At 70.1% G+C, this 16,673-nt stretch carries 17 protein-coding genes; 11 read left to right on the top strand and 6 right to left on the bottom strand.

Annotation, left to right across the window (positions count from 1 at the left end; all coding sequences use genetic code 11):
* Positions 1 to 149 precede the first annotated feature (149 nt).
* From QMG73_RS12080 to QMG73_RS12065, 4 genes are all read left to right on the top strand, one after another.
* A complete protein-coding gene (locus QMG73_RS12080; RefSeq protein ID WP_281894704.1) occupies positions 150 to 1,208 on the top strand; it encodes a TOMM precursor leader peptide-binding protein in 1,059 nt (352 codons plus the stop codon).
* Positions 1,209 to 1,253: 45 nt separating this feature from the next.
* Entirely contained in the window at positions 1,254 to 2,573 is a 1,320-nt protein-coding gene (locus QMG73_RS12075; protein ID WP_281894702.1) for an ABC1 kinase family protein, read from the top strand.
* Positions 2,574 to 2,662: 89 nt separating this feature from the next.
* Positions 2,663 to 3,706 carry a hypothetical protein gene (locus QMG73_RS12070; protein ID WP_281894700.1) on the top strand — a complete coding sequence of 348 codons (1,044 nt, stop codon included), beginning with the start codon at positions 2,663 to 2,665 and terminating at the stop codon, positions 3,704 to 3,706.
* A gap of 70 nt (positions 3,707 to 3,776) precedes the next feature.
* Positions 3,777 to 4,508 (top strand): hypothetical protein, encoded by a 732-nt coding sequence (locus QMG73_RS12065; RefSeq protein ID WP_281894698.1) that lies wholly within the window; start codon positions 3,777 to 3,779, stop codon positions 4,506 to 4,508.
* 271 nt (positions 4,509 to 4,779) lie between these two features.
* On the opposite strand, the gene QMG73_RS12060 is transcribed toward QMG73_RS12065, so the two are convergent.
* The 3 genes from QMG73_RS12060 to QMG73_RS12050 all read right to left on the bottom strand — a co-directional run bounded on the left by QMG73_RS12060 (position 4,780) and on the right by QMG73_RS12050 (position 7,762).
* Positions 4,780 to 5,145, bottom strand: coding sequence for a WhiB family transcriptional regulator (locus tag QMG73_RS12060; protein ID WP_265250767.1), 366 nt, complete (start codon positions 5,143 to 5,145; stop codon positions 4,780 to 4,782).
* Positions 5,146 to 5,258: 113 nt separating this feature from the next.
* Entirely contained in the window at positions 5,259 to 5,525 is a 267-nt protein-coding gene (locus QMG73_RS12055) for a hypothetical protein (protein ID WP_281894697.1), read from the bottom strand.
* Positions 5,526 to 5,659: 134 nt separating this feature from the next.
* Positions 5,660 to 7,762: an ATP-dependent DNA helicase UvrD2 gene (locus QMG73_RS12050; RefSeq protein ID WP_281894695.1), complete on the bottom strand. Its 2,103-nt coding sequence runs from the start codon at positions 7,760 to 7,762 to the stop codon at positions 5,660 to 5,662.
* A gap of 66 nt (positions 7,763 to 7,828) precedes the next feature.
* On the opposite strand from QMG73_RS12050, the gene QMG73_RS12045 reads away from it, so the two are divergent.
* From QMG73_RS12045 to QMG73_RS12035, 3 genes are all read left to right on the top strand, one after another.
* A complete protein-coding gene (locus QMG73_RS12045) occupies positions 7,829 to 8,071 on the top strand; it encodes a mycoredoxin (protein WP_281895047.1) in 243 nt (80 codons plus the stop codon).
* 113 nt (positions 8,072 to 8,184) lie between these two features.
* Positions 8,185 to 9,120, top strand: a complete 936-nt coding sequence (locus QMG73_RS12040) for a helix-turn-helix domain-containing protein (protein ID WP_407676788.1) — start codon at positions 8,185 to 8,187, stop codon at positions 9,118 to 9,120.
* Positions 9,117 to 9,350, top strand: a complete 234-nt coding sequence (locus QMG73_RS12035; RefSeq protein WP_281894693.1) for a DUF397 domain-containing protein — start codon at positions 9,117 to 9,119, stop codon at positions 9,348 to 9,350. Before QMG73_RS12040 ends, QMG73_RS12035 begins: the two co-directional genes overlap by 4 nt.
* Here the strand turns inward: QMG73_RS12035 and nudC are convergent.
* The 3 genes from nudC to QMG73_RS12020 are packed head-to-tail and all read right to left on the bottom strand — an operon-like array spanning position 9,340 to position 12,879.
* Positions 9,340 to 10,251, bottom strand: coding sequence for an NAD(+) diphosphatase (gene nudC, locus QMG73_RS12030; RefSeq protein WP_281894692.1), 912 nt, complete (start codon positions 10,249 to 10,251; stop codon positions 9,340 to 9,342). The genes QMG73_RS12035 and nudC overlap by 11 nt on opposite strands.
* Before the next feature lies 1 nt (position 10,252).
* Positions 10,253 to 11,575, bottom strand: coding sequence for a M16 family metallopeptidase (locus tag QMG73_RS12025; RefSeq protein WP_281894690.1), 1,323 nt, complete (start codon positions 11,573 to 11,575; stop codon positions 10,253 to 10,255).
* Positions 11,572 to 12,879 carry a M16 family metallopeptidase gene (locus QMG73_RS12020; protein WP_281894689.1) on the bottom strand — a complete coding sequence of 436 codons (1,308 nt, stop codon included), beginning with the start codon at positions 12,877 to 12,879 and terminating at the stop codon, positions 11,572 to 11,574. Before QMG73_RS12020 ends, QMG73_RS12025 begins: the two co-directional genes overlap by 4 nt.
* 137 nt (positions 12,880 to 13,016) lie before the next feature.
* Between QMG73_RS12020 and QMG73_RS12015 the strand changes: the two genes are divergently transcribed.
* From QMG73_RS12015 to QMG73_RS12000, 4 genes are read left to right on the top strand one after another with little or no spacing between them, the layout of a single operon-like run.
* Entirely contained in the window at positions 13,017 to 14,066 is a 1,050-nt protein-coding gene (locus tag QMG73_RS12015; protein ID WP_281894686.1) for an ABC transporter substrate-binding protein, read from the top strand.
* Positions 14,063 to 14,809 (top strand): ABC transporter ATP-binding protein, encoded by a 747-nt coding sequence (locus QMG73_RS12010; protein ID WP_281894684.1) that lies wholly within the window; start codon positions 14,063 to 14,065, stop codon positions 14,807 to 14,809. Before QMG73_RS12015 ends, QMG73_RS12010 begins: the two co-directional genes overlap by 4 nt.
* Positions 14,799 to 15,674 (top strand): ABC transporter permease, encoded by an 876-nt coding sequence (locus QMG73_RS12005; protein WP_281894682.1) that lies wholly within the window; start codon positions 14,799 to 14,801, stop codon positions 15,672 to 15,674. The genes QMG73_RS12010 and QMG73_RS12005 overlap by 11 nt, the downstream gene beginning before the upstream one ends.
* Before the next feature lie 4 nt (positions 15,675 to 15,678).
* Positions 15,679 to 16,101 carry an RrF2 family transcriptional regulator gene (locus QMG73_RS12000; RefSeq protein ID WP_281894680.1) on the top strand — a complete coding sequence of 141 codons (423 nt, stop codon included), beginning with the start codon at positions 15,679 to 15,681 and terminating at the stop codon, positions 16,099 to 16,101.
* The last annotated feature ends 572 nt before the right edge of the window (positions 16,102 to 16,673 follow it).

Raw genomic sequence — 16,673 nt, 5'->3', positions numbered from 1 at the left:
TTGTCGATGTGAGCACGCCGCCACAGAGGGTTAGCTTCCACCGCCTGTGGACAAGCGGCGAAAAACTGTGGATAACCCTGAACCTGGGCCTGCCCACCTGTGGACAACGAACGACGTGGCGCGAGGAAACGGTGACACCCTGTCATGCCATGAGCAGCTCGCCGCCCCTCCTCCGGCCCATACTCCTGCCCGGCCTGCACCGGATCTGGCGCGACCGGCACACCCTTCAGCTGGGTCTCGACCCGGCTCGCGCCGTGCTGCTGGAGGTCGCCAACCCGAGCGCCGCCCGCCTGCTCGACCTGCTCGACGGGGCGCACCCCGAGCGGGCCGTCTTCGACGAGGCCAGCAAGATCGGCGTGAGCCGTGACGAGGCGCGGCTCCTGCTCGACACGCTCCGAGCCGCCGGCCTCGTCATAGCGGCGCCCAGCCTGGTGCCCACGAGCCTTCCTGAGCCCGTACGCCGCCGGCTGGTCCCCGAGGCCACAGCGATGGCCCTACGAGGCGCGGACGCGCCTGCCAGCCCCGCTCAGGTGCTACGGCGGCGCGCTGCCACCAAGGTGGTGCTCACGGGGCACAGCAGGCTGGCGGCGCCCCTGGCGGTGGCGCTCGCGCAGGCCGGCGTCGGGCACGTCCATCCGGCGCTCGCCGGCTCCGTAGACCTCGCCGACATGCCCGGTGGGCCCCTTTCCGCCGATGACGTCCAGCGGCCGCGCGGGGCGGCCACCGCCGACGCCATCGCCCGCACCACTCCGGACACCGACACCGGTCCGGTACGAAACGGACGGCCGGCCCTGGTCGTACAGGCCGGCACCGATCGGCCGGCGGCGCTGGTGGCGGCCGGGTTCGCCCAGCGCAGGCAGGCACACCTCGCCGTCGGGGTACGCGACGGGACCGCCGTCATCGGCCCGCTGGTACCGCCGGGTGGCGCGCCCTGCCTGAACTGCCTCGACCTGCACCGGAACGACCGCGACCCCGCGTGGCCCGCCATCGCCGCCCAGCTAGCCGCGGGGGGCGTACCCGAAACGTGCGCGACCCCGACGCTGCTCGCCGCCGTCGCGTACGCGGCCGCCGAAGCCCTCGCCTATCTCGACGGCGGGACGCCGGAGACGGTCGGCGCCGCGGTGGAGATCAGCGCGCCCGGGCGCACCCGGCGCCGCACCTGGCCGCCCCACCCGGGATGCGGGTGTGCCCGCACGACGCCCCGATGACATTCACAGCCGTCAAATCCGTGCACCGTCGGTCACAATGATCCGGTGACCGACATCCCGCGCCGCGCCGTCTCCCGCACCGCCAGGCTCGCCGCACTGCCGCTCGGGTTCGCCGGGCGCACCGTCCTCGGGCTTGGAAAGCGGGTCACCGGGCTGGCCTCCGAGGTGATCTCGGCAGACATCCAGCAGCGCACAGCCGAGCAGCTTTTCAGCGTGTTGGGGCAGCTCAAGGGCGGTGCGATGAAGTTCGGCCAGGCCCTTTCGGTGTTCGAGGCGGCGCTGCCGGACGAGCTGGCCGGGCCGTACCGCCAGGCACTGACCAAGCTGCAGGAGTCGGCCCCGCCGATGCCCGCCGCCAGTGTGCACAAGGCGATCGCGGCGCAGCTCGGCGAGAACTGGCGAGCGAAGTTCACGGAGTTCGACGACACCCCCGCCGCAGCCGCGAGTATCGGCCAAGTGCACCGCGCGGTGTGGAAGAAGGGCAAGCGCGAGGTCGCCGTCAAGGTGCAGTACCCGGGCGCCGGCGACGCCCTCGTCGCGGACCTGAAGCAGCTCTCCCGCCTCGGCGGCATGTTCCGCGTGATCCAGCCGGGCATCGACGTCAAGCCGCTGCTGACCGAGCTGCGCGACCGCATCACCGAAGAGCTCGACTACGAGTTGGAGGCCGAGGCGCAGCGGGCGTTCGCCGCCGCGTACGCGGGCGACGAGGAGATCTTCGTACCGCAGGTCGTCGCCGCCGCACCCCGAGTGCTGATCACCGAGTGGGTAGACGGCACGCCGCTGGCCAAAATCATCAGCAGCGGCACCGAGGCCGAACGCGACGAAGCCGGCCGCCTGATGGCGACCCTGCACTTCTCGGCTCCCGAGCGGGCCCGCCTCCTGCACGCCGACCCGCACCCCGGCAACTTCCGCATGCTGCCCGACGGCCGGCTCGGCGTCATCGACTTCGGTGCCGTCGCCCGGCTGCCCGAGGGCCACCCCGAGCCGATCGGGCGGCTGGTGCGGCTGGCGCTCGCCGGTGACGCGGACGGCGTACTGGACGGGCTGATGGCCGAAGGGTTCGTCAAGGAGCACGACCCTATCGACGCGCACGCGCTGCTCGACTTCCTCCTGCCGATGCTGGAGCCGGTGGCGGCGGAGGAGTTCCGCTTCACCCGGCCCTGGCTACGCGCCGAAGCCGCCCGGCTGGCCAGCCCGAAGAGCCCGGCGTACCAGTTGAGCCGCCACCTCAACCTGCCGCCCAACTACCTGCTCATCCACCGCGTGACGCTCGGCTCGATCGGCGTCCTGTGCCAGCTCGAAGCCAAGGCCCCCTACCGCTCGATCCTCGAACGCTGGCTCCCCGGCTTCGCCCCCGTCCCCTAGCCCCCGCCCGGCCGATTTTCGGGATATTCTGGAGTTCCGTTGACAACGGAATTCGGCAATTTCCTAGAAAACCCCTGGTGGGAGCGCTGGTGACAGAACACGAGCCAACACGCAGGGCAGAGGTGCTGCGCCGTGTGGTGGAGCTCCTCCGCGTACGCCTGCCACCGGAATGGTCGACGCGCCTTCGCGACGACGCGGTGCTCGAAGTGGCCGCACCGGGTGGCGCGACGGGATACCTCGCCATCGAAGCGAAGCGCACTCCTACGACAAGGGACCTCGCGAGCGTCCCGATGAAGTCCGAAACCGGCGACCCGACCATCCAAATCTTGGTGGCGGCACGCTACCTCGCTCCGTCGACAAGGGCATGGCTCGACGGCCAGGGTCTCTCGTATGTGGATGCGACAGGAAACCTTCGTGTGCGCATGAACGCACCTGCCCTATACATCAGTGACAGGGGCGCAGATCGTGACCCCTGGCGCGGACCGGGCCGCCCGCGCGGAAGTTTGCAGGGGCCTCCCGCGGCACGCATCGTCCGCAGTCTGGTGGATCTCGTCCCGCCCCTTACCGTGCCGGAGTTGGCTCGCCGATCCGGGACGTCTCTAGGCACGGTGTATCGAGTTGTCGAGTTCTTGGAGCAGGAGGTGCTCATCGAGCGCACTCCACGTGGGCCGATCGCCGACGTCGCATGGCGGCCTCTCCTTGAGAGGTGGAGCTTCGACTACGGATTCCAGCACAGCAACACCATCGGCAGATTTCTCGAGCCTCGTGGGCTCGAAGCCCTGACCGAGCGGTTGGCCGCGGTCGAAGGTTTGAGATACGCGGTCACCGGCACGTTGGCCGCCCATCGCTTCGCCCCTTACGCTCCCGCACGCCTTGGCATGGTCTACGTCGACGACCTGGAACGGGCCGCCGAACTGCTCAACCTCCGCCCTGTCGACACCGGCGCCAACGTCCTCCTTGCCACGGGTGAGTACGGCATGGTCTTCGAACGGTGCGACAACGTCGATGGCGTGACATATGCCGCGCCTAGTCAAACGGCCGTTGATCTGCTCACCGGCCCCGGGCGAAGCCCGGCCGAAGCCCGGGAGCTGCTGGACTGGATGGAAGCCAATGAGAGTTCGTGGCGACGCTGACCTCCTGATAGCCGCTCGCAGGGCACTGATCGACGCCCTCGGGGCACTCGCTGACCACGCAGAAGCCGTCGTGGTGATCGGCGCCCAGGCGATCTACCTGCACACCGGCAAGGCTCCGATCGCCCTCGCCGAGGCGACCAAAGACTGCGACCTCGCCCTCGATACACGCCGTCTGGGACCTGCGCCTCTGATCGAAGAGGCCATGCGCACGGCGGGCTTCCATCTGAACGTCGAAGGGCGCCAGCCCGGCTCCTGGTTGAACGCCGATGGCATCCCGGTCGACCTGATGGTGCCAGAGTCGCTTGCCGGAGCCGCCGGTCGCCGGGCGGCCCGCATACCTCCGCACGAGAGAAACGCGGCCCGCCGGGCGGTCGGGCTCGAAGCGGCGGTCGTCGACCACGCGCCGATGGCGGTACCCGCGCTCGATCCAGAAGATCGGCGCTGCCCCGTCGCCAACGTCGCCGGTCCTGCCGCTCTTCTCGTCGCCAAGCTGCACAAGGTCGGCGAGCGGCAAGCGACACCGACACGGCTGATCGACAAGGATGCGCACGACATCTACCGGCTGCTCGTGGCGGTATCGACCGGTCGCCTCGCGGCCGACCTGCGCCACTTGCGCGCGAGTGAGCTGGCCGGAGACGCCAGCGAGCAGGCAATCCGCTTCCTGGATGCGCTCTTCGCGAGCGGGCCGGATGCGCTGGGATCGACGATGGCTGGACGTGCCGAGGAAGGTGTCGGTGAGCCGGCGACGGTCTCGGCGTCCGTCGCCGTCCTTGCGAAGGATTTACTGATCGCGGTCGACTGACCGCCCCGCTGAACGGGGCTCGCCCCGGCGCGTGGCGCCGGGGCGAGATCCCCTTGGTAGCGGTCAGAGAACGCCCATCTCACGGGCCGCCTGCTGGCGGGCCCGCATCGCTACGCGACGGGCGGATCGGGTTGCGGTTGCCTCAGCGCTCGTGGTCTTGCCGGCCTGAGGCCTAAGCATTCGAGCCCGGGACAGCGCTTCGTGAAGTAGATGTTGCATTTTGGTGTCTCCAACTCGGGAAGTCTTGGAAGTTCCGACGATCGGGTTCATGTCAGGCCGCCAGCCGAACGTTGTCGCGGGTCTCGGCGAGCCCAGTGGCCGCCATCCGCGCCTCGACCTCGACCCGCAGGGCTGCGTCACGCGCGACGTCCTCCTTGCGTGGACGGCCACGGGGCCGCTTGCGCGGAACCACCGCGCCACGCTCGAAGATTTCGCCGCCCCAGACACCCCAGGGCTCGGCCCGCTCCACCGCACCGGCCAGGCACTCGACGCGCAGCGGGCAGTCCCCGCAGAGCGACTTGGCCAGTTCCAGCTCGGTGGGCGAGTCAGAGAACCACAGGTCAGGGTCGAACTTCCGACATGGCAGGTTCGCCTCCAACTCGACGCGCTCGTCGAGTGGGGCCAAGGCCAGACTCATCGCCCGGTCACCTCTCTCTCGCTTGTGGCTTGTGGCTTGTGGCGGAAAAAACTGAGGCCGCGGATCCCGGTATGCGGGTTCCGCGGCCTCGAGGTGAGCCGGTGATGGTCTTTTCAGACCGGCCTTCCTCGAGGTGGAACACCGCGGACATCCAGCCGCTTCTTGGCGCCAGCCGGGACGTCCTTCGCCGTGGATCCACTGATCCCGTAGCGTCCATCGACGAGCACCGAGGCCTTGACCGGGTTTACGGCCTGGACCTGGTGCGCCTGCGGAACCTGCGGGACGTCGACGTGCATGAGCCAATTGGCGCATTCGGTCGACACGGGAGCGTGGGCAGCAGGCAGCGCCGACGGTCGCTCAATCAGATTGAATTTCTTCACCGGGGCCACCTCCTGTCTCATGCTCGTCGTCAGTTTCGGTCTCCGGTGCCTTGCGAGCAGCGTTAATGTCGCCGCGCGCGAGGTGTGCCTTGAGGCTAAGCCCCTGCCCGGGGCGCTGGCAAACGGTTTTACGGCTATGTTGCGGAACTTTTTTCCGGAGCAAGATCATCTACGCTCGCGCCGGCTACCAGAGCGAGCACGGCCTCGCCGTACAGGCCGAGCTTGCGCGGGCCGATACCGGCGATGGCCAGGAGTTCCGCTGGTTTGCTCGGCTGCCGCTCGGCCAGCGCTACGAGTGTCGCGTCGGTGAAAACCACGTATGCGGGAACTTTCTGCACACCCGCCACTCGAACCCGCCATTCGCGCAGGCGCTCCAGCAACTCTCCGTCCAAATCGGACGGACAGCTCGCGCAACGCCCCAGCTTGCGGTCGGCGCCGGACAGGAGTGTCGCTCCACACACCCGGCAGGAGACGGTCTGAGCGCGGCGGCCGTCGGGTTTGCGACTCAGCGCCGGCGTGCCGCTCGAAGACGCACCACCGCCCCGCTCGAACTGCGGCAAGAAGCGACATGGACGGCGGGCCCGACCACCCGGCGAGCGGGCCTGGCCGTACGAGAGCCACAGCCGCTGCCGCGCCCGGGTCACGCCGACATACAACAGGCGGCGCTCCTCCTCGACCGCTTCAGGTGTCTTGGCGTACGTCGTCGGGAGCGTGCCATCGGACAGCCCGACCAGAAACACCGCGTCCCACTCCAGCCCCTTGGCCGAGTGCAGTGAGGCGAGCGTCACACCCTCCACCGTGGGCGCGTGCTGCTGGGCGGCCCTGCGCTGGAGGTCGTCAACGAAGTCGGCGAGTGAGGCGGCGCCTTCGGCGAGCGTGACGAGGGCGGCGAGCGCCTCCCAGCGCTCCCGTGCGGCGCCACCCGGCGGCGGCATGTCGTGCTGCCAGCCGGTGGCCGCGAGCGCCTCGACGACCGCCGGCACCACCGGTGCGTCGGCCGGTGTGGCACGGGTCGCCGCCCGCAGCGCGATCATGCCCTGCCGGATCTCGGCCCGGTCGAAGAACCGCTCGGCGCCCTGGACCACGTACGGCACCTCGGCGGCCGCCAGCGCCTCCTCGTACGTCTCGGACTGCGCGTTGATGCGGAACAGCACGGCGATCTCGCTGGCCGGGACGCCCTCGGCGATCAGCTGCTTGCAGCGCACCGCCACCGCCGCCGCCTCGCTGGGCTCGTCAGGAAAGATCCGCAGGTCGGGCTCGGGCCCTCGCGGTCGCTGCCCGACCAACTCCAGGCGCAACCGGGCCTCGGCGCCGCGAGCCTGGCGGATCACCGCGTTGGCCAGCCCGACGACCTGCGGCGTGGAGCGGTAGTCACGGACCAGCCGGACCACGACGGCGTCGCGCCGCAGGCGCGGAAAGTCGATGAGGTATCCCGATGTGGCACCCGTGAACGAATAGATCGTCTGGCTGGCGTCACCCACCACGGTGAGGTCGTCGCGCCCACCGAGCCACGCGTCGAGCAGCCGCTGCTGGAGCGGGTTGACGTCTTGGTACTCGTCGACCACGAAATGCCGGTATTGAGCGCGCACCTGCTCGGCGACGTCGGGGTGCTCCTCGATGCCCCAGACAGCGGCCCGGAGCATGTCTTCGAAGTCGATGACGCCACCGGCACGCTTGACCCGCTCGTACGCCGCGAACACCTCGGCCACCTTCGCCGGCTCGTACGGCGGCTCGCGCAGGGCCTTGGCGGCGGCGACGGCGTATTCAGCCGGCTCGACCAGCGACGACTTCGCCCACTCGATCTCGCTGGCCAGATCTCGGGCGCCGGTGCGGTCGACGCGCAGCCCGGCACGGCTCGCGGCCAGCGTGATCAGGCGCGCCTTGCTCTCCAGCAGCTCGGGCATGGCCCGCCCGTCGAGCAGCCGCGGTGCGAAATACCGCACCTGGCGCAGCGCCGCCGCGTGGAACGTGCGGGCCTGGACGCCGCCGACGCCGAGCTCGGCGAGCCGGGCGCGCATCTCGGCGGCCGCCCGCGCGGTGAACGTGACCGCGAGCACATGCCGCGCCTCGATCTCACCGGAGAGCACCCGATGCGCGATGCGGTGGGTGATGGCCCGGGTCTTGCCGGTGCCCGCGCCAGCGAGGATGCACACCGGGCCGGCGGCTGCCGTCACCGCCGTGCACTGCTCCGGGTCGAGCCCGGCCAGCACTCCCGTCGCCCGTGAGTCACCCGCCACAGCTAGGAATCATGACACCCACCCCCGACGTTGACGCGCATGACGGCCCCGACGAAAGGACCACTGATGCTGACCATGTACTCGACGGCCTGGTGCGGCTACTGCCACCGGCTCAAGTCGCAGTTCGATCGGGAGGGCATCGGGTACGTCGTCGTCGACATCGAGCAGGATCTCACGGCCGCCGAATACGTCATGAGCGTCAACGGGGGCAACCAGACGGTGCCGACGGTGCGTTTCCCGGACGGAACCGCGCTGACGAACCCGTCGATCACGCAGGTCAAGGACCGGTTGACGCAGATAACCCGCTAATCGAAGAAGGTTTTTGGCGGGTACCCGCAATCGGGCCCAGCCGGGTTCATACTGAGTCGGCCCACAGGATTCCTCATCGAGGGAGACGAGTCGTGCCGCCAGCCCCCAGCCCCATGGTGCGGCGCCGACGGTTGGGGGCGGAGCTGCGCCGGCTGCGGGAGGCCGCTGGGCTGACCGGTGACCAGGTGGTGGCGCGGATCGGCTGGGCGTCGGCCTCCAAGCTCTCCCGGTTGGAAAACGGCCGAAGCCGCCCCGACCTGGGCGACGTCCTCGACCTGCTCGACCTGTACGAGGTGACAGGCGCGGCCCGCGACGACCTCATCGCGATCACTCGCGACGCCGGCAACACGCGTGGCTGGCTGCGGTCGTACCCCGTGATGACGCAGCGCCAGCGCGGATACGCCGAGCTGGAAGCCGGGTGTGCGGAGATCTTCGAGTACGGGCCGGCCATCATCCCGGGCCTGCTCCAGGTGCCCGAGTACACCCGCCTCCGGCTGTTCTCGTCGCGCCCGCTGCTCGCGCCCGACGACGACGAAACTCTCGCGCGTGAAGAGATCGAGACGGAGATCGCGGCACGCGGCTCGCGGCAGGCGACCCTGTCCCGCGAGGATCCGCCCCGATACGAGGCGGTGCTGGAGGAGGGCGCTCTCGGCCCGCGCGGTGGACCGGCCGACGTCATGACCGTCCAACTGCATCGCCTGCTGCGGTTGGGCGAGTCACCCACGATCACGATCCGGGTGCTGCCACACGGTGTGTCTCTCGCCAACTGGTTCGTACCGGAGACGGCGTTCTCGATTTACCGGTTCGCGGACCCTGACGACCCCGACACTGTTGCGGTGGAGACGCTGGCCGCCGACATGATCCTGGCCGACGAACCCACGCTCACCCGGTACCGGCGGGTTGCGGAGTGGCTGCGCGCGGCGGCGCTGCCACCCGACGATTCCCTCGCGATCATCGCCGAGGTCGCCGCAGCGCATCGCCCCCCGAAGCGGCCGGCACAGCGCCGGCCACATGTGCACCGCTCAGCAGAGAGAGGAGTGGCCACATGAGGTCTGCCCGGTCGAACGCCAAAACCGTTCGTTGGCGGACAAGTTCCCGCAGCCAGAACACCAACTGCGTCGAGGTCGCCGCGCTCGGGCGGAGCAACGCCTCACCGGTCGCCATGCGGGACAGCAAAGACCGTGGCGGCCCGATGCTTGTCTTCGAACGGCAGCGGTGGCGTGACTTCGTGGCGAGCACCAAAGACGGTGAGTTCGACCACGAGAGTCCTAGCGGTTGAGCCAGGCCGTCACCAGGAAGTACGCGATCGACGCGGGCGGCGGCAGCGTCAGCCGCAGGCCGTCGCCGGCGTCGACCATCTCACCGGCCAGCGCCGCACTGATCTCGCGGCGCGTGAACCAGCGGGCGTATGCGATCTCCGCCGGGTCCACGCGCACCGGCTGGCTCGGGTCGGCGTACGCGGTGAAGCCCAACATCAGCGAACCCGGGTACGGCCAGGACTGGCTGCCCTCGTACACGATGTCCCCGACCGCGACGCCGACCTCCTCGACGACCTCGCGCACGACGGCGGCCTCGGCCGACTCGCCGGGCTCGACGTAGCCGGCGAGGCACGAGAACCGCCGGATGGTCGAGCTCCGGCCCCACGTCGCGTTGTTGCCGAGCAGGCACCGGCCGTCTGGTCCGGCCACCCCGTCGTGCACCAGCACGATCATCGCGGGGTCGGTGCGCGGGAAGCTCTGCGCGCCGCCCTCGTCGACGCGCACCCAGCCGCCCTCGGCGAGAGTCGTGGGCAGGCCGGTGGCCGACGAGTACGGGTGCCCGGCGTGCCACTGGGCCAGGGCGAGCGCGGCGACGAACAGGCCGGCGTCGCGGTCGCTGAGCTCGTGCCCCACCTCCCGCAGGGCCACCGCAGTGGCGCCCGGGCGATCGGGCAGCGGCGCGTCGACGGCGAAGACGGGCGTGCCGTCGGGCTCCATGCCGAGGAAGAGCCGATCGCCGTCGGGCGCCTCCTTGGCGTCCAGCAGGACCAGGCCGCCCTCGTCGAGGAGCGCCTTGCCGCCGCTCACCACGTCGATCGCCAGTACGCGGGCGCGGGCCCACGCGTCCGCCAGCCAGTCGGGGTCGGTGCGGTGGTGCGCCGCCCGGTCGAGCGTGGATCTCGCGAGCGGCGGCAGCGCCACGTCAGGCCCGTTCGACCGCGGTCAGCGCGCGCAGCGGCTGCTCGACCTTGCTCGCGTCGCCGAGCAGCACGGTGACCGCCTGGCTGGGCGCCAGGTACCGCGCGGCGGCCGCCGCCACGTCGTCGCGGGTCGCCTTGGCCAACCGCGCCGCGTGCTCGGCGAGGTAGTCCAGGCGCAGCCCGGAGCCGGCGTACGTGCTGGCCAGGCTCGCCAGCCCCGACTGGGTCGACATGCCGAGTTGCAGCGTGCCGAGCGCGTACTGCCGGGCCTGCTCCAACTCCTCGTCCTTGGGCGGGAGCGAGGCAAGCCGGCCCAGCTCGTAGAACGTCTCCAGGAGCGCGGGGCCGGTGACCTCGGTGGCCACCTCGGCGGCGACGATCAGGGCCGAGCCGGCTTCCGAGTGCTCGATGCCCGAGCTCGGCCCGTACGTGTAGCCCTTGTCTTCGCGGATGTTCTCCACCCAGCGCGACGAGAAGTACCCGCCGAAGAGCAGGTTGGCGAGCTGGAGCACCGCGTGGTCCTCGTGCGTGCGCCGTACCGCCGGCAGCGCCATCCGCAGCGACGACTGCACCGCGCTCGGCCGGTCGACCAGTGTCAGCGGGCCCGGCACGAGCTCCGGCACGGGCGGCAGGTCGGCCTGCTTGCCGCCGCCGTTCCAGGTGCCGAGGGCCTTCTCCGCCGCGTCGATCGCCCTTTCCGGGTTGATGTCGCCGACCAGGACGAGCGTGGCACCGGCCGGGTGCAGCCGCTCGCCGTGCAGCGCCCGGATCTGCGCCGGCCGTACCGCCCGCACCTGATCCGCCTCGGGCGTCTGCACCGCGTACGGGTGCTTGCCGTACATGCGCTTGAGCAGTGCCACGCGTGCCAGGTGCGACGGCTGGCTCTGCGCGACCTGGATGCGGTCGATCAGGCGGCTGCGCTCGGTGGAGACCTCGTCGGCCGGGAACGCCGCGCCGGTGAGCACCTCGGCGAGCACCTCCAGCAGCCGGTCGAGACCGGACACCAGGCCGTTGCCGCTGATCATCAGCCGGTCGGGGTCGACGCCCGCCGAGAGCCCGCCGCCCACCGACTGGAGCTCGGCCGCGATCTCCACAGTGGACTTCTCGGCCGTGCCGGAGAACAGCGTCTGCGACAGCAGCGCCGCCCGCGCCAGATTCGCCCGGCCGAACGGCACTCGCAGCCGCACCTCGACCAGCGGCACGGCGGGACGCCGGATCGCGAGCACGGTCAGCCCGTTGGGGAGCTTGCGCTCGGTCTCCTTGGGGAGCTTGAGCTTCTTCGTGGGACCGAGGTCCGGCAGCTTTTTCACAGTCTGTGCCGTCATGCGCCCGCTCCCGGTACGACCTCGATGGATGCGCGGCGCTGCGGGCGCAGCGCCGCGGCCGCCTCCCGGATCTGCGCCTCGGTGACCTCGCCCACCAGCCGGGGCAGCTCGTTGAGCAGCGCGGGCTCCCCCCGCTGCTGCTCCAGTACCGCCATCCGCAGCGCCCGCCCGAGCACCGCGTCGGTGTCGCGCAGCAGGTGCGTGGCCATCCGCGCCTGGGTACGCGCCAGCTCACCGTCGGCCAGGCCGTCGGTGGCCAGCCGGTCGAGCTCCTCGTCGATCGTGCGCATCACCTTGTCGGAGTCGCCACCGGGCGGCAGGTGCGCCTGGAGCAGGAACGCGGTGGGATCGCGCACCTCGTACGGCTCGCCGAGGAAGCCGATGTATCCGCCGACGCTCGTGACGGTGCGGTCGCGCAGTACCAGGCGCTCGACGAGGCGGGACGCGTCGCCATCGGTGAGGACCTCGGCGAGCACCACGTAGGGCAGGTAGCCGGCAAAGTCGTTCACCGGATCGGGTATGCGCCAGCCGGCGGCCACCGCGGGCAGGGGCGCGAGCGGGTCGGTGTACGACTCGCGGCGCTCGGCGGTCAGGTCGGGCTCGGCGAAGCTGGGGCGCTGCGGCGCGGGCCGCGCGGGCACATCGCCGAAGTGCCGCTCGATCAGCTCCATCGCCCCGTCGATGTCGAGATCGCCGGAGACCGAGAGCACCGCGTTGCCGCAGGCGTAGTACCGGTCGAAGAACTCGGCCGCGTCGCTGACAGTCGCGCTCTCCAGGTCGTCGAACGAGCCGTACCCGTCGTGCGCGTTGGGGAACGTGTCGAACATGACCGGCGGCAGCTTCAGCCAGGGGAAGCCGCCATACGGCCGGTTGAGCACGTTGACCCGGATCTCCTCCTTGACCACGTCGACCTGGTTGCGCAGGTTCTCCTCGGTCAGGCGAGGGCCGCGCATGCGGTCGGCTTCGAGGAAGAGCGCCCGTTCGAGCGCGTTGCTCGGGAGCGTCTCGAAGTAGTCCGTGTAGTCCAGATGGGTGGAACCGTTGAAGGTGCCCCCGGAACCTTGCACATGACGGAAATGCGCCAGTTTCTCGAGGTTTTCCGAACCCTGAAACATCAGGTGCTCGAAGAGGTGCGCGAAGCCGGTGCGCCCCTCGGGCTCGGACCGGATGCCGACGTCGTAGACGACCGCCACACCGATCACCGGGGCGCTGCGATCGGGGGCCAGCACCACCCGCAGGCCGTTGTCGAGCGTGCGCCGCTCTACCGGGTACTTCGTCGCTGGAATCCTTGATCTCCGCGCCACACGGCGACACTAGCGCGTCAGCGGTGACGCGCCCCACCCGGCGCAGACATCCGACCGAACCCCTCTTGACAGGGGGATATCCGATCTAGTCCACTGGACCTACCAAACAAGTAGGGATTCTCGGGATTGGATCTTCGATGAGACTGCGTGCTCTGGCGACCGTCGCGGTGCTCGCCACCGCCGCGCTCGGCGGCGCCGCCGCGTGCGGCGACGACAGCAGCGGCGGCGATAGTGGCAGCTCCGGGCCGGTGACCCTCCGCCTCGGCTACTTCCCCAACATCACCCACGCACCAGCCCTTGTCGGCGTGGAGAAGGGCATCTTTGCCGAGAAGCTCGGCAGCAACGTCAAACTGGAGACGACGACCTTCAACGCCGGCCCTGCCGCGGTCGAGGCGATCTTCTCCGGCGCGCTCGACGCCACGTACATCGGCCCGAACCCGACGGTCAACGCGTTCTCCAAGTCCAAGGGCGAGGCGATCCGGGTCATCTCCGGTGCCGCGTCGGGCGGCGTCGCGCTGGTCGTGAAGCCCGACATCAACAGCGTCGACGACCTCAAGGGCAAGAAGATCGCCACGCCGCAGCTCGGCAACACGCAGGACGTGGCGCTCCGCTACTGGCTCAAGGAGAAGGGCATCACCACCACCAAGGAGGGTGGCGGCGACGTCAGCATCGTGCCGCAGGAGAACGCGCAGACGCTGGAGACCTTCCAGAGCGGCGCGATCCAGGGCGCCTGGGTGCCCGAGCCGTTCGTCTCCCGGCTGGTCAACGCCGGCGGCAAGGTCCTCGTCGACGAGCGCGACCTGTGGCCGGACAAGAAGTTCGTCATCACCAACCTGATCGTCAGCAAGAAGTTCCTCGACGCGCACCCCGATGTCGTGCAGAAGCTCGTCGATGGCCAGGTGGCCGCGAACGACTTCGTCAACAAGCAGCCGGCCGAGGCGCAGCAGGCCATCTCGGCGCACATCGGCAAGATCACCGGCAAGCCACTCGACATCAAGCTGATCCAGCAGGCGTGGCCGACGCTGACGTTCACCAACGACCCGATCGCCTCGTCGCTGAAGACGGGCCTCGACCACGCCGTCGCGGTCGGCCTGACCCAACCGGTCGACCTGAACGGCCTCTACGACCTCAAGTACCTGAACAAGGCACTCACGGCCGCCGGCGAACCGGAGGTCGTACAGCCATGACGTCGGTCGCGCTCACCGGGATCACGAAGGTTTACGGTCGCGGACCCAACGCCGTACTGGCCCTGGACCAGGTGTCGCTCGACGTGCGTCCGGGCGAGTTCGTGTGCCTGGTGGGCGCGTCCGGCTGCGGGAAAAGCACGCTGCTGAACCTGATGGCCGGTCTCGACCGGCCATCGGGGGGCAGCGTTGCCGTCGAGGGTGACTCCACTCCCGGCCTCATGTTTCAGGAGCCCGCGCTCTTCCCCTGGCTCACCGTCGAGGCCAATGTGGAGCTTCCGCTCAAGCTGGCCGGTGTGGCACGGGCCGAGCGCAAGGCCCGGGTCGCCGAGCTGCTCGGCACCGTCCACTTGGGAGAGTTCGGCGACCGGCAGCCGCACGAGCTGTCCGGCGGCATGCGCCAACGGGCCGCGCTCGCCCGCACGCTCGCGCTCGACACCCGGGTACTGCTCATGGACGAGCCGTTCGGCGCGCTCGACGCGATGACCCGCGACATCCTGCACGACGAGCTCGAACGGATCTGGTCCGAACGCCAGCTCACGGTCGTGTTCGTCACTCACAACGTGCGGGAGGCGGCGCGGCTATCCGACCGCATCGTGCTGCTGTCCAGCCGGCCGGGCCGGGTCATCTCCGAGACCCGGGTCGACATCCCACGTCCCCGCCGCATCGACTCGCCCGAGGTCGCGGCGGTCGCGGCGAAGGTAACCGAGGAACTCCGCAAGGAGGTCGGGCGCCATGGCCAATGACGTACTCACCCGCGACGACAGCACCATCAGCGGCCTCGACGCCCTGGAGATCGCGAGCAAGCAGAAGGTCACCAGCCGTGCGGGGCGGCTGTGGTCTGGCACCTGGCCGAAGGTCGCCGCGATCGGCATCGCCATCTTCATCTGGCAGGTGGTCGTGTGGACCGGCTGGAAGCCGCCGTACTCCCTGCCGCCGCCCGCCGAGGTCTTCAGCGACCTCGGGACGTACGTCACGCAGGGCGCGTTCTGGCACGGTCTCGCCACCACGCTCCGGCGGGCAGCCGTCGGCTTCGCGGCCGCGGTCGCGATCGGCCTCGCCATCGGGCTCGCGGTGGCCCGCGTACGCATCCTGCGGGCCGCGATCGGCTCGATGATCACGGCGTTGCAGACCATGCCGTCGATCGCCTGGTTCCCGCTGGCGATCCTGCTCTTCCAGCTCAGCGAGCAGGCCATCTTCTTCGTCGTGGTGCTCGGCGCCGCCCCGTCGATCGCCAACGGTGTCATCTACGGCCTGGACTACATCCCGCCGCTGCTGCTGCGGGCCGGCCGCAACATCGGCGCGCGCGGCGCCAGCCTGTACCGGTACGTCATCGTGCCGGCCGCGCTGCCGGCGATCATCGCCGGACTCAAGCAGGGCTGGGCGTTCGCCTGGCGCAGCCTGATGGCCGGCGAGCTGCTCGTCGTCATCGCCACCAAGACATCCATCGGCGCCCAGCTGACCTACGCCCGGGAACTCTCCGAGGCGCCGCGGCTGATGTCCATCATGATCGTCATCCTGGTGGTCGGCCTGGTCGTGGACGCCGCTTTCGGCGCCGCCGACCGAGCGGTCCGCCGCCGTTGGGGAGTGCTCGACCAGGCAGGAGCGTGAGTCCTTGTACGTCTCCGCGCGCAGCGACTACGCCGTCCGGGCGATGCTCGCCATCGCCGCCGACGACAGCCAGGAACTGGTCAAGGCAGCCGCATTGGCCTCGGCCCAGGAGATCCCGCTCAGCTTCCTGCAGGGCATCCTGCTGGACCTGCGCCGGGCGGGACTCCTGCACAGCCACCGCGGTGTCGAGGGCGGATACGCGCTGGCCAGAGCCGCCAGCACGATCACCGTCGGCGACGTGCTGCGCGCCGTCAGCGGCTCTTTGACGACGGTACGCGGGCTGCCGGCCGACTTCGCCATCTACCACGGCGTCGCCACCGGCCTGCGTGAGGTGTGGCTGGCCGTGCACTCGGCGATCGAAGAGGTGGTCGACCAGACCACGCTCGCCGACCTACTCGTCCGCCCACACGGCAGCCCCGTCGGCTAACCCCCGCACGGCGCCGCGCCGGCCGCCCTGCGCGCGCCCTCCTGCGCGCGCCCTCCTGCGCGCCGATCAAGGGCGAATGCACGTGGTTCGATCTCTTTTCCGCGTGCGTTCGCCCTTGATCCATGCGAATGACCTTGATCGACGCGACGCGCGACCTGGCCCAGCCTCGCCGCCGCAGCCGCCGTCGAGCTCATTGTGGACGGCGGCCGCTGGCAGCGGCATTGGTCGCCATAGACCTGCGCATACGGTCGTCACGGCCGTGGACCCGGCGCGGCGCCGTGGACCCGGCGCGTCGGCTACCGCAACCCATGCGTCGGCCGCGTACGTCGGCGCGCGCGTGCCGGGGCTGCGGCCTTCGCGCGAGGGCGGAGCCGTCAACTTCGCGGGTAATGCTGTGTCCGCGCGTGGCTGAGGCCGCGATTACACGGATATTGCGGCAACGCCGTGGCGTCGGATCTTGGCGCTCCACCGTCGCTATGGGCGAGCTCAACCGGTGGTTGCAACACCGAGTAGTTGGGCCATTTTGTCAGCTGGGTTGGCCCAGCCGAGGGTCATTCGGGGTCTTGTGTTGA

The sequence above is a fragment of the Phytohabitans aurantiacus genome, assembly GCF_027923225.1.
GTDB classification, from domain to species: domain Bacteria; phylum Actinomycetota; class Actinomycetes; order Mycobacteriales; family Micromonosporaceae; genus Phytohabitans; species Phytohabitans aurantiacus.
Note: the sequence above shows the minus strand (reverse complement) of the source record. Positions and strands in the feature narration are given on the sequence as shown.